This is a genomic window from Amycolatopsis orientalis DSM 40040 = KCTC 9412, assembly GCF_000478275.1.
Taxonomy (GTDB): domain Bacteria; phylum Actinomycetota; class Actinomycetes; order Mycobacteriales; family Pseudonocardiaceae; genus Amycolatopsis; species Amycolatopsis orientalis.
Genome location: NZ_ASJB01000031.1, coordinates 201257 through 217984, shown reverse-complemented (window position 1 = coordinate 217984; position 16728 = coordinate 201257). Strand labels below are relative to the sequence as shown.

Annotated in this window: 20 protein-coding genes; 11 read left to right on the top strand and 9 right to left on the bottom strand. The window is 69.1% G+C overall.

Annotated features, from left to right (window positions below; genetic code table 11):
• Position 1: 1 nt before the first annotated feature.
• Genes L324_RS10050 through L324_RS10025 form a run of 6 tightly spaced genes read right to left on the bottom strand, consistent with a single transcriptional unit; the run spans position 2 to position 5518 of the window.
• Positions 2-256, bottom strand: a complete 255-nt coding sequence (locus L324_RS10050) for a phosphopantetheine-binding protein (protein WP_037305873.1) — start codon at positions 254-256, stop codon at positions 2-4.
• Entirely contained in the window at positions 253-1533 is a 1281-nt protein-coding gene (locus L324_RS10045; RefSeq protein WP_037305872.1) for a dihydrolipoamide acetyltransferase family protein, read from the bottom strand. Before L324_RS10045 ends, L324_RS10050 begins: the two co-directional genes overlap by 4 nt.
• Before the next feature lies 1 nt (position 1534).
• On the bottom strand, positions 1535-2512 hold the full coding sequence (locus L324_RS10040; RefSeq protein ID WP_037305871.1) for an alpha-ketoacid dehydrogenase subunit beta: 978 nt from the start codon (positions 2510-2512) through the stop codon (positions 1535-1537).
• Entirely contained in the window at positions 2509-3498 is a 990-nt protein-coding gene (gene pdhA / locus L324_RS10035) for a pyruvate dehydrogenase (acetyl-transferring) E1 component subunit alpha (RefSeq protein ID WP_173426365.1), read from the bottom strand. Before pdhA ends, L324_RS10040 begins: the two co-directional genes overlap by 4 nt.
• Positions 3495-5264: an acetate--CoA ligase gene (gene acsA, locus L324_RS10030; protein ID WP_037305870.1), complete on the bottom strand. Its 1770-nt coding sequence runs from the start codon at positions 5262-5264 to the stop codon at positions 3495-3497. The genes pdhA and acsA overlap by 4 nt, the downstream gene beginning before the upstream one ends.
• An 11-nt stretch (positions 5265-5275) precedes the next feature.
• Positions 5276-5518 (bottom strand): PLDc N-terminal domain-containing protein, encoded by a 243-nt coding sequence (locus L324_RS10025; RefSeq protein ID WP_037305869.1) that lies wholly within the window; start codon positions 5516-5518, stop codon positions 5276-5278.
• Between the two features lie 245 nt (positions 5519-5763).
• Here L324_RS10025 and L324_RS10020 point away from each other — a divergent pair, with 245 nt between their 5' ends.
• Both L324_RS10020 and L324_RS10015 read left to right on the top strand, forming a co-directional pair.
• Positions 5764-6678: a class I fructose-bisphosphate aldolase gene (locus L324_RS10020; protein ID WP_037305866.1), complete on the top strand. Its 915-nt coding sequence runs from the start codon at positions 5764-5766 to the stop codon at positions 6676-6678.
• A 50-nt stretch (positions 6679-6728) separates the two neighbouring features.
• Entirely contained in the window at positions 6729-7532 is an 804-nt protein-coding gene (locus L324_RS10015; RefSeq protein ID WP_037305865.1) for a ribosome hibernation promotion factor, read from the top strand.
• 151 nt (positions 7533-7683) lie between these two features.
• On the opposite strand, the gene gap is transcribed toward L324_RS10015, so the two are convergent.
• On the bottom strand, positions 7684-8703 hold the full coding sequence (gene gap / locus L324_RS10010; protein ID WP_037305864.1) for a type I glyceraldehyde-3-phosphate dehydrogenase: 1020 nt from the start codon (positions 8701-8703) through the stop codon (positions 7684-7686).
• A gap of 220 nt (positions 8704-8923) precedes the next feature.
• Between gap and L324_RS10005 the strand changes: the two genes are divergently transcribed.
• Entirely contained in the window at positions 8924-9658 is a 735-nt protein-coding gene (locus tag L324_RS10005) for an ANTAR domain-containing protein (protein ID WP_051173817.1), read from the top strand.
• 55 nt (positions 9659-9713) lie between these two features.
• A complete protein-coding gene (locus L324_RS10000) occupies positions 9714-10448 on the top strand; it encodes a GAF and ANTAR domain-containing protein (RefSeq protein WP_037305863.1) in 735 nt (244 codons plus the stop codon).
• 169 nt (positions 10449-10617) lie between these two features.
• On the opposite strand, the gene L324_RS09995 is transcribed toward L324_RS10000, so the two are convergent.
• A complete protein-coding gene (locus L324_RS09995) occupies positions 10618-10821 on the bottom strand; it encodes a hypothetical protein (protein ID WP_037305862.1) in 204 nt (67 codons plus the stop codon).
• Between L324_RS09995 and L324_RS09990 the strand changes: the two genes are divergently transcribed.
• Positions 10815-11222, top strand: coding sequence for an Hsp20/alpha crystallin family protein (locus tag L324_RS09990; protein ID WP_037305861.1), 408 nt, complete (start codon positions 10815-10817; stop codon positions 11220-11222). The genes L324_RS09995 and L324_RS09990 overlap by 7 nt on opposite strands.
• Positions 11223-11296: 74 nt before the next feature.
• Positions 11297-12403: an acetate/propionate family kinase gene (locus tag L324_RS09985; protein ID WP_037305860.1), complete on the top strand. Its 1107-nt coding sequence runs from the start codon at positions 11297-11299 to the stop codon at positions 12401-12403.
• A 402-nt stretch (positions 12404-12805) separates the two neighbouring features.
• Here the strand turns inward: L324_RS09985 and L324_RS09980 are convergent, their stop codons facing one another.
• On the bottom strand, positions 12806-13201 hold the full coding sequence (locus tag L324_RS09980) for a CBS domain-containing protein (protein ID WP_037305858.1): 396 nt from the start codon (positions 13199-13201) through the stop codon (positions 12806-12808).
• 141 nt (positions 13202-13342) lie between these two features.
• On the opposite strand from L324_RS09980, the gene L324_RS09975 reads away from it, so the two are divergent.
• From L324_RS09975 to L324_RS09955, 5 genes are all read left to right on the top strand, one after another.
• A complete protein-coding gene (locus tag L324_RS09975) occupies positions 13343-13927 on the top strand; it encodes an Rv1733c family protein (RefSeq protein WP_037305857.1) in 585 nt (194 codons plus the stop codon).
• A gap of 95 nt (positions 13928-14022) precedes the next feature.
• A complete protein-coding gene (locus L324_RS09970; RefSeq protein WP_037305958.1) occupies positions 14023-14988 on the top strand; it encodes an Acg family FMN-binding oxidoreductase in 966 nt (321 codons plus the stop codon).
• Positions 14988-15782 (top strand): hypothetical protein, encoded by a 795-nt coding sequence (locus L324_RS09965; RefSeq protein WP_037305856.1) that lies wholly within the window; start codon positions 14988-14990, stop codon positions 15780-15782. Before L324_RS09970 ends, L324_RS09965 begins: the two co-directional genes overlap by 1 nt.
• Entirely contained in the window at positions 15779-16285 is a 507-nt protein-coding gene (locus tag L324_RS09960; RefSeq protein ID WP_037305852.1) for a universal stress protein, read from the top strand. Before L324_RS09965 ends, L324_RS09960 begins: the two co-directional genes overlap by 4 nt.
• A gap of 50 nt (positions 16286-16335) precedes the next feature.
• Positions 16336-16713 carry a hypothetical protein gene (locus L324_RS09955; protein WP_037305850.1) on the top strand — a complete coding sequence of 126 codons (378 nt, stop codon included), beginning with the start codon at positions 16336-16338 and terminating at the stop codon, positions 16711-16713.
• Positions 16714-16728: the final 15 nt, after the last annotated feature.

Here is a 16728-nt window from a genome sequence, read left to right as displayed (position 1 = left end):
GCTACCCCCGAGCCGTCAGGAAGGCGACCGTCGAGTCCATCGTGGACAGTGCGCGGTAGTCGTCCTCGTCGATCCGCACGCCGAGGTCCGTGGAAAGGCGCTCGACGAAGGTCAGGAAGTCCAGGGAATCCAGTTCGAAGGCCTCGCGGATGTTCTCGTCGGATTTCAAGGCGGCCACTTCGGCGTCGGTGGCGAATCCCCGCAACGCGGTACGGATCGCGGTGCCCGCCCGCTCCCGGGTCAGTGAATCGGTCATAACTCCTCCGGACTCTGCAACAGGGTGTTCACGGTCTTGAGGAACCGGGCGCCGGTCGCGCCGTCGGTGGCACGGTGGTCGCCGGCGAGGGTCGCCGTCACGAGCGGCCGGACGCCCAGCAGGCCGTCCACCGCCCACGGACGCCGGGAGATCGCGCCGAATCCGACGAGGGCGACCTGTGGCGGGTAGATCACGCCGTGCACCGATTCGACCCCGTTGTCGCCGAGGTCGGTCACCGTGATCGTGCCCGCCGTGAGCTCGCCCGCGCGCAGCGTCCCGGTCCGGACGCGGCTCACCAGGTCCCGCAGGCTCGCCATGGTCTCGGGAAGGGTGAGGCGGTCCGCCCCGGAGATGGCCGGTGTCACCAGCCCGCCGCCCCGGAGCGCCACCGCGACACCGAGTTTCACCGACTCTCCCGGCCGGAACCCGTCGTCGGTCCAGTGGCCGTTGAGTTCGGGTACCGCCGCGGCGGCGAGCGCGGTCGCCTTGAGCAGCAACGCGGCGGGGACGAGCCGTTCGGTCACCGGCACCCGGAGGTTGTGCTCCCGCAACCACTCGGTCGCGGCGAACAGGTCGATGGTCGAGGTCAGGTAGTAATGCGGGATCTCCCGTTTCGACCGCGACATCAGGGCGGCGACAGCCTGCCTCAGGGCATCGGGGTCCAGAGTGTGCCGCGAAGGCCGCGGCAGGGAGGGCGCCGGGTGAGCGGCCCGGACGTCCTTGGCGCGGATGATGCCGTCCGGTGCCGTCGGCGCCAGGGTGACCGGGTCGACGCCGAGCTCGCGGGCGAGCCGCCGGGCGTAGGGCGAGATCGGGGTCCGCCCGTGCGCGGCCGGTTTCGGCAGGGCCCGTTCGATGTCGCCATGGGTCACCCGGCCGTCGCGGCCGGTTCCGTGCACCGTCTTCAGATCGACGCCTGTCCTCGCCGCGAAGACCCTGGCAGGCGGGCTGGCCAGGTCGATCTCCGTGGTGTGGGCAGGTGCCGGTGGCGGCCCGGTCGCCGGTGCGGGCTCTTTCCGTTCCGGCGGCTCGAGCGCCTCCTCGCCGGTGTCGATCGTGGCCAACGCCGTGCCGACCGGAACCTTCGTGCCGGCCGGCACCAGGAGTTCCCGGACCTTTCCGGCGGTGAAGCATTCGACCTCGATGGCGGCCTTGGCCGTGTCGACCACCGCGACGAGGTCACCGCGCTCGACCACATCGCCCGGCTTGACCAGCCATTCGATGACGGTTCCCTCGTCCATGTCGGCACCCAGCGAGGGCATCACGAAGTCGGTCATCTCAGCCCACCGCCCGGGTGACCGCCGCCGTGATGTCGGAGACCTGGGGGAGTGCGGCTTCCTCGAGTTGTTTGGCGTAGGGGATCGGCACCTCCGCGGTGCACACCCGTTCGATCGGGGCGTCCAGTTCGGTGAGTGCCTTCTCCGCGACCCTGGCGGCGATCTCGGCGGAGAGGCTGCCGCTGCGCCAGCCCTCGTCGACCACGACGAGCCGGTGGGTCCGCGTGACCGACCCGAGAATCGTGGCTTCGTCGAGCGGCCGGAGGGTGCGCAGATCGATCACCTCGGCGTCGATGCCCTCGGTGGCGAGTTCGGCCGCCGCGGCGAGCGCGGTGCGCAGCGTCCCGCCGTACGCGGTGATCGTGACGTCCGTGCCGCTCCGGCGGACCGCGGCACGGTCGATGTCCACCGCGCCCGCCGCCGGATCCAGCTCACCCGAGACGTTGTACAGCGCCCCATGTTCGAACAGCAGCACCGGATCGGGATCCAGCAAGGCGGTCTGGAGCATCCCGCGCGCGTCTTCGATGGTCGCGGGGGCGAGCACCTTGAGCCCGGGGATGTGCGCGTACCACCCTTCGAGGCTGTGGGAATGCTGCGCCGCGAGCTGCCGTCCGGCACCGGTGGTCATCCGGATCACCAGCGGGACGTTGAGCCTGCCCCCGGACATGTGCAGGAGCGTCGCCGCGTTGTTGAGGATCTGGTCGAGCGCGAGCAGGCTGAAGTTGACCGTCATGATCTCGACGATCGGCCGCAGCCCGCCCAGCGCGGCGCCGATCCCCGCTCCGACGAACGCGGACTCCGAGAGCGGGGTGTCGCGGATCCGGTCCGGGCCGAACTCCTCCAGGAGGCCGAGGCTCACCCCGAAACAGCCGCCGTACCGGCCGATGTCCTCGCCCATCATGAAGACGCGTCCGTCGCTTTTCAGCGCGTCGCGGAGGCCCTCGCGGAGTGCCTCCCGGTAAGTGATCGTGTCGGTCATGATCGCTCCGAATAGACGAACTTGGTCAGGTCTTCGACCGGCTCCAGCGGGCCCGCCTCGGCCGCCTTCACCGCGGCGGCGATCTCTTCGTCCACTTCGGACTCCAACGCCTCGAGCCCCGGGTCCGTCAGCTCGCCGTCGGCCCGCATCAGGGCGATCATCGAGACGATCGGGTCGCGCTCCTTCCAGCGCTCCACCTCGGCCTTGTCGCGGTACCGATCGGGGTCGTACATCGAATGCGCCCGGAACCGGTAGGTACGCAACTCCAGGAAACAGGGGCCGGAGCCGCCGCGAATGCCTTCCAGTGCCCGTTCGGCCGCCTCCGCCACGGCCACGGCGTCCATCCCGTCGACCGGCCACGCCGGCATGCCGTAGGACGCGGCCCTGACCGCGAGGTCGGTTTCGGCCTGGGCGCGTTCGATCGCGGTACCCATCGCGTAGAGGTTGTTCTCGCAGCAGAAGAGCACCGGCAGCCGCCAAAGCGCGGCGAGGTTGAGACATTCGTGGAACTCGCCCTCGGCCACCGCGCCGTCCCCGAAGAGGCAGACGGTGGCGAGCGGCCTCCCGCGCATCCGGTCGGCCAGCGCGAGACCGACGGCGATCGGAAGCCCGCCACCCACGATCGCGTTTCCACCGTAGAATCGGCGCTCCGCGTCGAACAGGTGCATCGAGCCACCACGACCCCGGCTGCTGCCGGTGGTGCGCCCGTACATCTCGGCGAGCACGGCTTCCATCGGGAGGCCTCTCGCCAGCGCGTGACCGTGGTCGCGGTAGGTGGACACCACGGGGTCCTCGGGGCCGATGGCCTGCATGATCCCGGCGGCCACGGCCTCCTCGCCGATGTAGAGGTGCATGAAGCCGCGGATCGCGGCCGCGCTGTACAACTCTACGCAGCGTTCCTCGAACCGCCTGATCCGCACCATCTGGCGGAGCAGCTCGGTGCGCTGCTTGGCCCTGGGGGTTCGCGCCGCTCGCCGCCCGCTCATCCGACACCCTCCAAAGTGGACACATCGCCCTCCGGTAAGCCCAGCTCCCTGGCCTTCAGCAGCCGTCGCATCACCTTGCCGCTGCGAGTGTGCGGAAGGTGCTGGTCGAACACGATCTCCTTCGGGGCCACCGCGCCCAGCGCGCGACGGCCGAACGCGAGCAGCTCCAGGCGGAGTTCGTCGGTCGGCTCGTGCCCGTTCTTGAGCGACACATAGGCCTTGACCAGTTCGCCCGCCACCGGATCCGGGGTGCCGATCACCCCGGCCTCGGCCACCGCGGGATGAGCCAGCAGCGCACTCTCCACCTCGAACGGGCCGACGAGATGCCCGGCCGACTTGATGACGTCGTCGGCTCTGCCGACGAAGCGGTAGTAGCCGTCCGTGTCCCGGTTCGCCACGTCACCGCTGAGGTACCAGCCGTCGGCGAAGGCGTGCGAGTAGCGCTCAGGATCGCCCCAGTAGCCGCGGAACATGGACGGCCAGCCGGCCCGGAGCACGAGCTCGCCGTCGACGCCCGGATCGGTGATCAGCCGGAGGCGGCCGTCGATCACCTCGGCCCGGCCGTCGTCGCCTCGGGCCGCCAACGCCGCTTCGATCCCGGGGAGCGGCCTGCCCATCGAACCTGGCCGGACCTCCTCCCCGGCGAAGTTGCCGATCATGATCGCGCCGGTTTCGGTCTGCCACCAGTTGTCGTGCACGGGCAGGCCGAGGGTTTCCTGCCCCCAGACCACGGCTTCCGGGTTGAGCGGTTCGCCGACACTCGCCACGAACCGCAGCGCGGACAGATCGAACCCCGACGCGAGGTCGTCGCGCTCGCGCATCAGCATCCGCAACGCCGTCGGCGCGGTGTACCAGACGCTGACCCGTTGCGAAGCGAGAACCCGGTACCAGCGTCTGGCATCGAACTCGCCCTCGTCGCTGACGAGGGTCGCGCCGTGCGTCAGCGGGGCGATCACGCCGTAGGACATCCCGGTGACCCAGCCGGGATCCGCGGTACACCAGAAGACGTCGTCCTCATGCAGGTCCAAGGCGTAGTGAGCGGTGACGTGGTGTGCGAGCACCGCTTCGTGGACGTGCAGGGCGCCTTTCGGCGTCCCGGTGGTCCCGCTGGTGAAATGCAGCAGCGCGGGATCTCCCGGGCCGGTAGCGGCGATGTCGTAGGTGGCGTCCATCGCCTTCATGGCCGGACCCCACGCCAGTGCGCCGGGCTCGTCTTCGTCCCCGGTGACCACCACCTGCCGCAACGACGGCAGATCCGCGCGGAGCGCACGGACCTTCCGGCGATACAGAGCCGGGTTCGTCACCAGCACGGCGCCTTCGCCGAGCTGGATCCGCTGTCTGATGGGCTCGGGGCCGAACGCGGAGAACAGGGGGGACACGACGCAGCCCGCCTTGAGCGCGCCGAGCACGGCGACGTACAGCTCCGGTACCCGGCCCAGAAGGGTGAAGACCCGTTCACCGGGGCGCACGCCGAGTTCCGCCAAGAGGTTGGCGAACCGGTTGGTCCGTTCGGCCAGTTCGCGGTAGCTGATGTCGTGGACCCGGTCGTCCTTGCCGACCCAGCGGATCGCGGTCCGGCCCGCCCGTGAACCGGCGGCATGCCGGTCGACGGCCTCGTAAGCGATGTTGAGGCCTCGTCCTCCGGGCAGTCCGGAGATCGCCTTCCGCGCCTCGGTCCAGGTGAACTCGCGGCGAGTGCGTTCGTAGTCCTTGAGATTGGCCGCCTCTCTGGCCACCACCGTCTTCGTTATCGGCTTCCACCGCATGATCCCGCCCCTCACGCCCGCGCGGCCGCGCCGGGGTCGATCGGCCGCCTGCCGTAGGTCAGGTAGGCGATCGGCCCGACGAAGTTGATCGCGATGATCAGGGCCCACGCCCGTTTCGTGCCGCGGATCTCGATGGCCGGCCGGATCGCGAGGTCCGTCCAGGCGACCGCGGCGAGGGTGAGCTGCACGCCGGTCAGGAAGCCGAGCAGGCCCGGCGGAGGTTTGCGGTCGTTGCCGAGCCGGGGCTGCTTCATCGCGTTCTCCCAGTCAGGTCGTTGCTTGGCACCTCGAGCGTCGCCGACCCGTAAGCGGGGTGACGAGGGCCGGAGGTCCCTCCTGCCGGGACTGTTCGGCCCCGGTGCGGCCCGCCGGGAAGACGGCGGACGGTCTCGCTGTACAGCTCGTGGCGAAGGTCCCTTCCGCACGGGACGAACGACGGGAGCGGTGGGTCGCCGTCGCTTCCTAACTTGGTCGTCAGTAGCGAAACCGGAGGTGCGCTGTGACGATCCGTCCCAAGCTCAGGGAACTCGGTCTGAACACCGGAAAGAAGGCGAGGTTGAACCGCATCCTGTACCGGCACGGGCTGGGCAACGGGACCGCGTTCTTCCTGCCGTACGACCAGGGCCTCGAACACGGGCCGCGCGACTTCTTCGCGAATCCCGCGGCGAGAGATCCGCGGTACATCGTCAAACTGGCCTTGGAGGGCGGGTTCAACGGGATCGTCACGCAGATCGGCCTCGCCGAGAAGTTCTACTGGGACTACGCGGGTGAGGTTCCGCTGGTGCTGAAGCTCAACGGCAAGACCGATATCCCGTCCGACGAGCGGGCGCTCTCGCCGGTCAACGCCACCGTCGAGGACGCGGTCCGGCTGGGTGCCGACGCCGTCGGGTACACGCTGTACGTCGGAACGCCGGCGCAGGAGGCCGACTTCGAGCAGTACCGCCGGGTCCGCGACGACGCACACCGGCTCGGCATGCCGCTGATCGTCTGGGCCTACCCGCGCGGCGCGGCCATCGAGGCCAAGGGTGGCAAGGATTCCTACTATGCCGTCGACTACGCGGCACGGACCGCGTCCGAACTCGGCGCCGACGTGGTCAAGGTGAACTTCCCCCATCCGGAGAAGCGCACCGCCGTCCCCGCACCCTACGAGCAGGACTTCACTTCGCAGCAGGCCATCGACGCGGTGGTCCGGTCGGCGAACCGCACGCTCGTCCTCGTCTCCGGAGGAACGAAGGCGGGCGACGACGCGATGTTGGAGAAGGCGCGCGAGTCCATGGAAGCCGGGGCCACGGGGCTGATCTTCGGCCGCAACGTGTGGCAGCGCGGCCATGACGAATCACTGCGTTTCGTGGCGGCGCTTCGGGAGATTCTCGCCAAATACCCCGGCGAGAACACCGAAGGGGGCGTCCGGTGACGGCCCGGGGACACGTACGGACTAGACGTGGGAAAGGACGACGGATCCAGATGCGGGAACGGATCGCGACGGCGAACGCCGAGGTCGAGGTGGCCGTGCGGGGCAGGTTGTCGCCGGAGGCGCAGGCCTACGCCGCGGAGAAGATCGGCAAGCTCCTCCGGCTCGCGAGCGAGCCGGTCCTCGCCGCACGGGTCAGGTTCACGGTTCACCACGACCCGGCGGTCGCCCGTCCCGTGGTCGTGCAGGGGAACGTCGACGTGAACGGCAGGGTCGTACGGGCTCAGGTCGCGGCTCCGACCGCCTCCGAAGCCGTCGACGCACTCGAAGCCAGGCTCCGTACCGGGCTGGAACGCGCGGCCCGGCACTGGGAAGCGCGCCGCGGCCGAAGGCCCTTGGCGGATCCGCGCGAATGGCGGCACGAGTCGATGCCCACCGTCCGTGACGAGTTCTTCCCGCGGCCGTCCGAGGAGCGCGAGATCCTCCGGCACAAGGCGTACACGCTGAACCGCTCCACCGTGGACGAAGCGGTGGCCGAGATGCACCTGCTGGATTACGACTTCCACCTGTTCACCGAAACGGGTACCGGTGAAGACACCGTGGTGTACCACGCGGGGCCGACGCTGCACCGGATCGCGCAGGTGACGCCGCCCGGACCGGACATGCTCAGCCCGTTCGAGGTTCCGGTCACCATCAGCTCCCGGCGAGCGCCGCTGCTCACCACGATCGAGGCCGTGGACCGGCTGAACCTGCTCGGCAGGCCGTTCCTGTTCTTCCTGGACGCGGATCGTGGTCGTGGCTGCGTGCTGTATCACCGTTATGACGGTCACTACGGCTTGATCTCTCCAGCCGCCTGACCGGCGGAGACCGATCGTGACGAACCCGGCCGGGGCAGATGGCCTCGGCCGGGTGATTGAAGGGAGCCGGTGGACATCGCCGGGATCACCAGCGTGCTGTGGGTGGGCTGACGCCGCGTGGGCCGGCGGAGCCCACGACGGCGAACCCTCCTCACCTCGCAGGCAGCGTGCGCGCGATCAGTTCCACCAGTTCCACCGTGCGGCTGGCGTAGCCCCATTCGTTGTCATACCAGCCGAAGACCTTCGCCAGATGCGAGTCGGCCTTGGTCAGCGGGGCGTCGAACACGCACGACGCCGGATCGCCGATGATGTCGCGTGACACGACAGGCGCTTCCGTGTAGCGCAGGATCCCTTTGAGTGAGCCGTCCGCGGCCTCGGCGAACACGTGGTTGACCTGTTCGGCGGTCACCGGGCGCTCGAGCTCGACGGTGAGGTCGGTCAGCGAGCCGTCCTCGACCGGCACGCGCACCGCGACCCCGTCGAGCCGGCCCGCCAGCTCCGGGATCACCAGCCCGATCGCCTTGGCGGCGCCGGTGCTGGTGGGCACCACGTTGACCGCCGCCGACCGGGCGCGGCGCGGATCCTTGTGCGGGCGGTCCAGCAGGGCCTGGTCGCCGGTGTAGCTGTGGATGGTGGTGAGCAGACCACGGCGGATGCCGAAGGCCGAGTGCAGGACCTTCACCATCGGCGCGACGCAGTTGGTCGTGCACGACGCGTTGGAGATGACGTGATGGCGCTCGGCGTCATAGTCGCCTTCGTTGACGCCCAGCACGATCGTCGCGTCGACCCCCTTGCCCGGCGCGGAGATCACGACCTTCCGCGCACCGGCGGCCAGGTGCGCGCCCGCGGCCTCGCGGGTCCTGAACTTGCCGGTGGACTCGACGACGACGTCGACGCCGTACTCGCTCCACGGCAGCCGGGCCGGATCGGCCTCGGCCGTGACCCCGATGAGGTGATCCCCGACGCGGAGAGCCGCACCGTCGACGATCTCGACCGGCGTCCGCAGCCTGCCGTACGTGGAATCGTGGACCAGGAGATGGGCCAGCATCTCGGGCGAGGTGATGTCGTTGACCGCCACCACTTCGATCGGGCTCTCCGGCGACTCCAGTACACAGCGGAGGATGTCCCGCCCGATCCTGCCGAAGCCGTTGATCCCGAGCCGTACCGTCATGATCGTCTCCCTTTGTCGTCCTCCGGTCCACTGATGATCTGCTCGGGGCCGAGGTGATCCGTAGAGACGAAGGTCCTCCCTCGAACAGGCGAATGACCGCGTCGGGATGCGGGGCGATTTGCTTTGGTGCTCACATGCCCGGTAAATCCACTGGGGTCTGCTTCAATAACCGGTCAGGCGTGGCGAGCGGTTTCCTCGACAGCGAAACGAGGCGGTGACGATGACCGGCGACAACGGCGGGCGGCTGCCACAGGTAATGCTTTGGGCCGTCGAACATGCCGCTTCACTCGGACGCCCACTTTCGACCACTACGCTGTGCGAGACGGCGGTCGGACGTCTCAAGGTGGACGGTGTGGCTTTGACGATCGACCTGCCGCAGGGGATGTCCGATACCCGCTGCGCGACGAATCGGCTCGCGGAGCAACTGGCCGCATTGCACAGCACTGTCGAGGAGGGGCCTTTGGTGGATGCGCGAAAGGAGGGCACCGCCGTTCTGGCCGCCGACCTCGACACTCCGGACCTCCAGAACCGCTGGCCCTTGTTCACGCCCCTGGCGGTGGAGGCGGGTGCTCGCGCGGTGTTCGCCTTACCGTTACGGGTCGGCTCGATCGTGCTCGGGGGACTCTCGTTGCATCGGGTCGAGACCCGCCCCTTGTCCCCCTCGTCCCTGATCGACGCGCTGGCGTTCGCCCAGTTGGCACTGCGGATGCTGCTGGACGAACATGCCGACCTGCCCGGCCCGGGAGGACCCCCTCGTCTCGACGCTTTGCCTTTGCAAAGCGTGCAGGTGCACCAGGCGACCGGGATGGTCTCCGCTCAACTCGGGATCAGTATGCGCGACGCGCTGGCCACACTGAGAGCACGTGCCTTCGCGGAACAGAGAACGCTCAACTCACTGGCCGCCGCGGTCGTGGCTCGTGAAGTGCGTTTCGCTCCCTTCAAGGAGCCGTCTTGACCGTCTCGCACGTTCCTCAAGGTCCTCTTACGAACCAGATGACAAGGACGCTCCGATGATCGAAGACCGTCTCGTCGATGCGCTGGCGGAGCTGGCTGACACGCTGCTGGACGACTTCGACGTCATCGACTTCCTGCATCTGCTGGTCGAGCGCTGCACCGAGCTCCTGGAGGCGGATGCGGCGGGAGTGCTGCTGACCACGCAGCACGGGCCGCTGCAACTTGTCGCGGCTTCGGAAGAGCGGACACGGTTGACGGAGTTGTTCCAACTGCAGACTGAAGAAGGCCCTTCACTGGAGGCTTTCCGGTCCGGTGTGCGGGTCGCTGAGCCGGATCTGCACGCCGCGCGGACCCGGTGGCCGAGGTTCGCCCTCGCGTCCATCGGCGCCGGTTTCGACGCCGTGACAGCGATTCCCATGCGACAGCGCGGCGAGACCATCGGGGCCCTCAACATCTTCCGCCGGAATCGCGGAGACTTCGGCGAACGGTACTTGCAGACCGCCCAGGCGCTGGCGGACGTCGCGACGATCGGCCTGTTCCAGCAGCGCCCTGTCCGTCATTACGAGTTCGTGACCGAGCAGCTTCAGGCGGCACTTCAGAGCCGTGTGGTCGTCGAGCAAGCCAAAGGGTTCGTCGCCGAACGTCTCGCCGTCGACATGGCGACGGCGTTCACCGCGCTGCGTGGCTACGCGAGCGGACGCGGCCTGAAGTTGAGTGTCGTGGCCGCTTCCGTGATCGAAGGAGAGCTCGGCGCGCAGGCATTGCTCGCTTCTCCGGACGACCGCGGGTAGCGACGACGGCTCATGAACCTGCCTCCGGCGTAGTTCATGTCGATCTCATCGGCGTCCGGGCAGTGAGGAAAATCGCCGCGCCGCAAATCCGTCTTGTTCACTTCGCGCCGTGGCTCCTGGTCGCGCTCGCCGCAGGCGTGACCGTCCGCCGTGCTCCCACACGCTGAGCTCAGGGGAACGTCTCGTGCGAAAGCCCGACGGTGGCCGACACCGGCAAGCCCGCCGCGGCCGGGCCCCGAAACGTGCTGCCCAGCGGAAAAGGGACTTTCGACCTGGCCGGGAAGGAAGTCCGGCCGCTTCGGTCGTCGCGGTACCCGAGTTTGCTGATGTTGTGCAGTTCGCCGAACCAGGAAAGGAAAGACGGATATGACATCTCTCGTACCCGGTTCCCGCATGACCCTTCCGAGCATCGCGGCCTGGCTGGAGAACCCGTGGCCGTTCGCCGAACACAACCCGGTGCGGATCGAAGAGTCCGTCGAGGACGGCAAGTACCTCGTCCGGGCCGAGCTTCCCGGTTTCGACCCGGAGAAGAACATCTCGGTCACCGCGCACGAAGGGCTGCTGACGATCACCGCCGAGCGCGAGGCCAGGACCGCGGAGCACGGCCGCAGTGAGTTCTACTACGGCAAGTTCAGCAGGACCGTGTCCCTGCCGTCCGGTGCGAAGACGGCGAAGATCACCGCGGCCTACAAGGACGGCATCCTCGAAGTCTCGATGCCGGTCGAGGACAAGCCGCAGGAGAAGCAGGTCAAGATCGAGGTCGGCAAGGGCTGACCGGCTGAGGCCGGGCGGACGAGCCGACCCCCAGGGCGCGTCCGCCCGGCCCCTATGCGCTCGAAGGAGTCTTCATGCGTGTCCTGACGTTGAACCCCGGCTCTTCGAGCCTGAAGTCGTCCTTGATCGTCGACGGCACACCGGTCGGATGGGCCGCGATGAGCCTGGACGACGCGCACGCCGCCGCCGGACAGGCTCTCGATCGATGGTCCACAGTGGACGCCGTGGCCATCAGGTTCGTGCACGGGGGCTCCCGGACCGGCCCGGTCCGGCTCACCTCGGAGGTCGTGGACGCGCTCGAAAAGCTCAGTCCGTTCGCGCCGCTCCACCAGCCGCAGGCGGTCCGCCTGGCACGGGAGGTGTTCCGGCTGCGTCCTGGCCTGCCGGTGATCGCGTCGTTCGACACGGCTTTCCACTCCGGTCTTCCCGAGGAGGCGTCGAGGTACGCGCTGCCGCGGGAATGGACCAGCCAGGGACGTTTGCGGCGCTACGGTTTCCACGGTCTTTCGTGCCGTCACGCGGCACGGCGGGTGGCGGCGCTGCTCGACGCCGAGGCGCCCGAGATCCTGTGCTGCCACCTCGGCGCCGGTGTCTCGGTGACCGCGATCCGCGGCGGCCGGAGCGTCGACACGAGTATGGGCTTCACCCCGCTGGAAGGGCCGGCGATGGCGACCAGGTCCGGTTCGGTGGATCCAGGGCTGCTGCTGCACGTCCTGCGTACGGCGCCGATGTCGATCGAAGACATGGAAGACGCGCTGTACCGCCGCTCCGGTCTCGCCGGGATGAGCGGCACGAACGGCGACCTGCGCGCCGTGCTGGCCAGGGAAGCGGCCGGGAATCCGGACGCGGTTTCGGCTATGGCCGTTTACCTGCACCGGATCCGCCGTGAGATCGGCGCGATGGCGGCGAGCCTCGAGCGTATCGACGCCGTGGTGTTCACCGGCGGGGTCACCGAGCACCAGCCGGAGTTGATCGCGCGACTGGCCCGAGGGCTGGGCGTTTTCGGGATCTCGGTCGATCCGGCCCGATGTCTCGGTGACGGGGACCGGGTGCTCAGCCCGGACGGCGCGCCGGTGACCGTTTTCGCCATGGGAACAGGTGAGGACGTCGAACTCGCTCGGGACGCCGAAGCGGTCCTCGCCGTGGGACAGCTGGTCGTGAGTGGTAATGACGGTTATTGAGGGGTAAGGCAAGGATGTCGTGCCCTGGCGAGCGTCCGGACTGGCTGGCGGAAGCCGGGCCGTGGCTCCGAGAGACACTCTTTTGAAGATAATTGTCCGGCTTGGGTTGTTTGTGCGGTTTTGCGAGGTGGTCGTGAGTGGCAAGGAGCGTTAGAACGCTCTTTGCCACTCACGACCCCGTTCAGGAACGTGCATTCAGGCATCAACCGGACGCCGAGTCGCCGAAAACTGTCCTTTGTGGATAGGCCCCGGTCTCGTGAGGGAGGCCTCACGTAGGTTGCTAAGTAGTGAAGGCCTCCTTCGCTACCTTGAGGGTAGGGAAGGGGACTTTCACGGCATCGAGTCGATCACGCCACGTTTGCCTTACCTCTCAATAGAACCGTCATTACCACTCACGAGGCGTCACCATGACCCGGCACGGAGAAGGTCCTGCCAGGTGATGACACCGATCACGCGGTCGTGTTCGAGGACCGGGACGGACCGGAGCCTTCGCTCCAGCATCTTCTCCGCCAGTTCGCCCAGGTCGGCGTCGGGATGGGCGCCGGCCACCGGTCGTCGCATCAGCGCGCTCACCCTGGTGTGCCCGTTGAGCATGACCCCGCTGTCCGGGTCGCCGTCGGGAAGGTAACGGGCCCGGAGCAGGTCTTCCTCGGCCAGCAGGCCGAGCAGCTCGCCGTCGCCGCCCACGACCGGCAGCGACGTGATCCCTTTGCCGGTCAGCACGGCGATCGCCTCGCCGATCGTGGCCGCGGGCGTCACCGCGACGACCGGGGTGGTCATGACATCACGTACTCGCATGAAGACCAGTCTCGATCCGGCGGGCGGGCCGGAATACGGCTGGAGGTCCCGCCAGGGCGGGACCGTCGCCCCTCTTCCCGGGCGGCTCGCCGGACGATGCTGAAACCACGTTCCCGGCGAGCCGCAACGGAGGTCACGGTCATGAACATGTCGTCTCGCTGGTCGCGGGCCTGGCATACGGTCCATCCCGGTCGCAACCCGCTCGCTCGCCGCGAAGATCGCATCGAGGCGTTCACGGTGCTTCTCGCGATCATCCTCGTGATCGTCGCCCTACCGGTCGCCGCGGCGCTGGCTTCCGGCGTCTTCGCGGCCCGCGCCGAGCAGGCCGCCGCCGAGCAGGCCACCAGGTACCGCGTGGAAGCGACCCTGCTCGAAGACGGCGCGCCCATCGCCATCGGGGGCCGGGCGGGGATCGTCGACGAGACCTCTCCGGTCGCCGCCACCTGGGTGACGCGTGAGGGGGACAAACGGGCCGGGGAGGTCCAGGCGACGAGGGGGACGAAGGCGGGCGCGAAAGTCCCTGCCTGGCTGGACGAGTCCGGGAACCCGGTCGCCGCCCCGTTCACCGTCCTCGACGCCCGCCTCGTCGGAATCGGGACCGGCGTGGGCCTGTGGCTCGGTTTCCTCGTGTTCGTGCTGGCCGGGTACCGGGTCGTCCGGGTCCTGCTCGACCGGGCCCGATCGGCGCGCTGGCAAGAGGAATGGCGTGAGTTCGCGGCCCAGTGACGGTGCCGAAGGTCCTGCCACACCGGGCCCACCGCCACTGCCGCGTCCCCGCCGCACGCGAGACGCTGGAATCCTCGAAAGGCAGGTATACCGCGATGGTTCTCACCCGGTCATCGGTCGTCACGGCGGCGTTGGAGGCCGCGGTGCGTGCGCCGTCACCGCACAACACCCAGCCGTGGATCTTCGAGCTGGCGCCGGACACGATCGACGTCGTGCTCGACGAAAGCCGGGTACTCGGTGCCTGCGATCCGGAAGGGCGCGAGGCGCGGCTGGCCTGTGGCGCGGCGCTGTTGAACCTGCGGCTCGCGATCGCCGCGGCCGGCCGGGTCACCGATACCGAGTTCCTCCCTGAACGGGAGCGGCCTTCCTTGCTGGCGCGGGTGACAATCGGCCCCCGGCACCGGCCCACCATGACCGAACGACGTCTCGCCGCCGCGATCCCCCGGCGGTACAGCAACCGCCGTCCCTTCTCGGAGCAGCCGGTGCCACGTGGCGTGCGGACCGCCGTAAGCGAGGCAGCCCGTGCGGAAGGGGCACGGCTGATCTTGCCGGCCGAAGCCGGTTCGCTGGAGGCGACAGCGCGACTCGTCCGCCGGGCCGACCACCTCCAAGGGCTCGACGACGACTTCCAGGAAGAACTCCGGGCGTGGACCCGGCAGGAGGCCGAGGACGACGGTGTCCCGGCCTTCGCGGGCGGCCCACGTTCCGCGGGCGGGCTACTCCCGGGGCGGTACGTCAGGGAGAGTGGCGCTCCCCGCGTCTTCGAGCAGGATCCCTTGGTCGCGGTGCTGACCATGCCGAACGACGCGCCGATGTCGCAGCTCCGGGCCGGATGCGCGATGCAGCGGGTCCTGCTCACCGCGACCGACGCCGGGTTGAGCGCTTCGTTCTACTCCCAGCCGATCGAGATCGCCCCCGTCCGCGCCGAACTGCGTGACCTGCTCGGTGGCACCGAGCACCCCCAGACCGTGTTCAGGCTCGGCTACGGCTATCCGGGCGTGAAGACGCCACGCCGCCCGATCGAGGCGGTCACCCGCGACCGGCGAGAGGTGCGGCGGTGATGACGACTTCCCTTACCGCACTCACCGCGCACGTCTGGTCGACGGAGGAGAAACGGATCCTCGTGGCGGCCGCGCGCCAGGCGCCGAAGCGGTGGATCGAGGACCCGTGGACGCTGTCGTTCCACGACGACTCGCTCGACCTGTACGAACGGATGGCCAACAAGCATTGGCTGCGGGATCGCGGCGGGCGCGCGCGGCTGATCGCCTGCGGCGCGGTACTGGCCAATCTCGACTGCGCGATCCGCGTGCTGGGCTGGGCGCCGCTCCTGGACCTGACGTCCGACGTCACCGCCCTCGACCGGGTCGCCCGGCTCAAGGCCTCGCACCGGGCCCGGCCCACCGCGGTCGACTTCGCCCGGTTCGCGGCCCTGTCCGGGCGGCGGACCAAGGCGACCCCGTCCTCGGTGGCGGCGTGGGGGCGGGAGATCGCCGAGGTGGGGGAGGCCGAGGGCGTCGGGGTCCGGGTGCTCACCCCGCCGCACGTCGGCGCACTGCCCAAAGTCGGCGGGCAGATCAGCCGGAAGGCGGCCTCGGCCGGGTCCTGGGCCGCGTTCCTCATCGGCACCACGACGGAGGCGCGGGGACAGCTCCTCCGCGCCGGCGCGGTCGCGCAGCGGTTGCTGCTCGCCTCCACCGAATACGGCCTGGTGGGAACCGTGTTCACCGAGCCTTTCGACGCCCCGGCGGTCCGCGGGACGCTCGCCGGAATCGACGGCGTCCCCGGTTTCCCGCAGGCGGTGGTCGTGGTCGAAGAACCTCTGGAAACACCGGCACAGAAGGGAAGGACGTCATGACGGACAGTGCGACGGAAGAGCGGATCGTGGTCGGGATGGACGGTTCGGCGGGGTCCGCGGCGGCGGTGCGCTGGGCAGCCGACCAAGCGATCAGGCAGGGCGCCACGCTGCAGGTGGTCAACGTGTGGGTGCACGACTCGATGCTGGACGACGCGTCGGCGAACCGGACGGTGGAAGAGGCGAGAGACGTCCATTTGAAGGCATTGGAAGCCGCGACCGCCAAAGTCCTCGATGCCCACGAAGGCATCAAGATCACCTATGACGTCCCCCAGGGTGATCCCGGCGAAACGCTGGTCGAACGGTCGAAGGGCGCCGCGCTGCTCGTACTGGGCAGCCACGGCAACGGCAAGCTCCGTGAACTGCTGGTCGGCTCGGTCTGCAAGACCGCACTGCGCCACGCGACCTGCCCGGTCGCGGTGATCCCACCGGTCGCGGCGGCCCCGGAAGGCAGGTTCGGCCGGCTGCTGGCGTCCGTTTCCTACGAACCGGGCCCGATCCTCTGATCGATTCCGAGGCGCGTTGGGCCATACCTGGGCCCCGAGAGGAGACGACGATGAGAATCCTGCTGACGGAGGCCACGTTCGACGAGTCCGGTGCCGTCGCGACCGCGTTGCGGAACCTGGGCTGCCGGGTCAGTCCGTGCCATGTCCGCTCGGGAGTGTGCCGAGCGCTCGCGCCCGGCGGGACCTGTCCGCTGGACGAGGCGGACCGGCCGGATCTCGCCGTCGACGTCCGTGCCGCCGAGTCCGGGCTGACCTCCCGTGAATTCGGTGTGGTGTGCGCGCTCCGGGCGAGAGTCCCGGTCGTGATGACCGCCGCGTCCGGCACGGGCGCCCCCTGCGTTCCCCCGGGCTTCGAACACCGCGTCACGGCTTGCCCGCCGGAAGAACTCTTCGACGCGTGCAGGGGATTCCTGCGCAGTCACGCCTGACCGAGTACGAACACG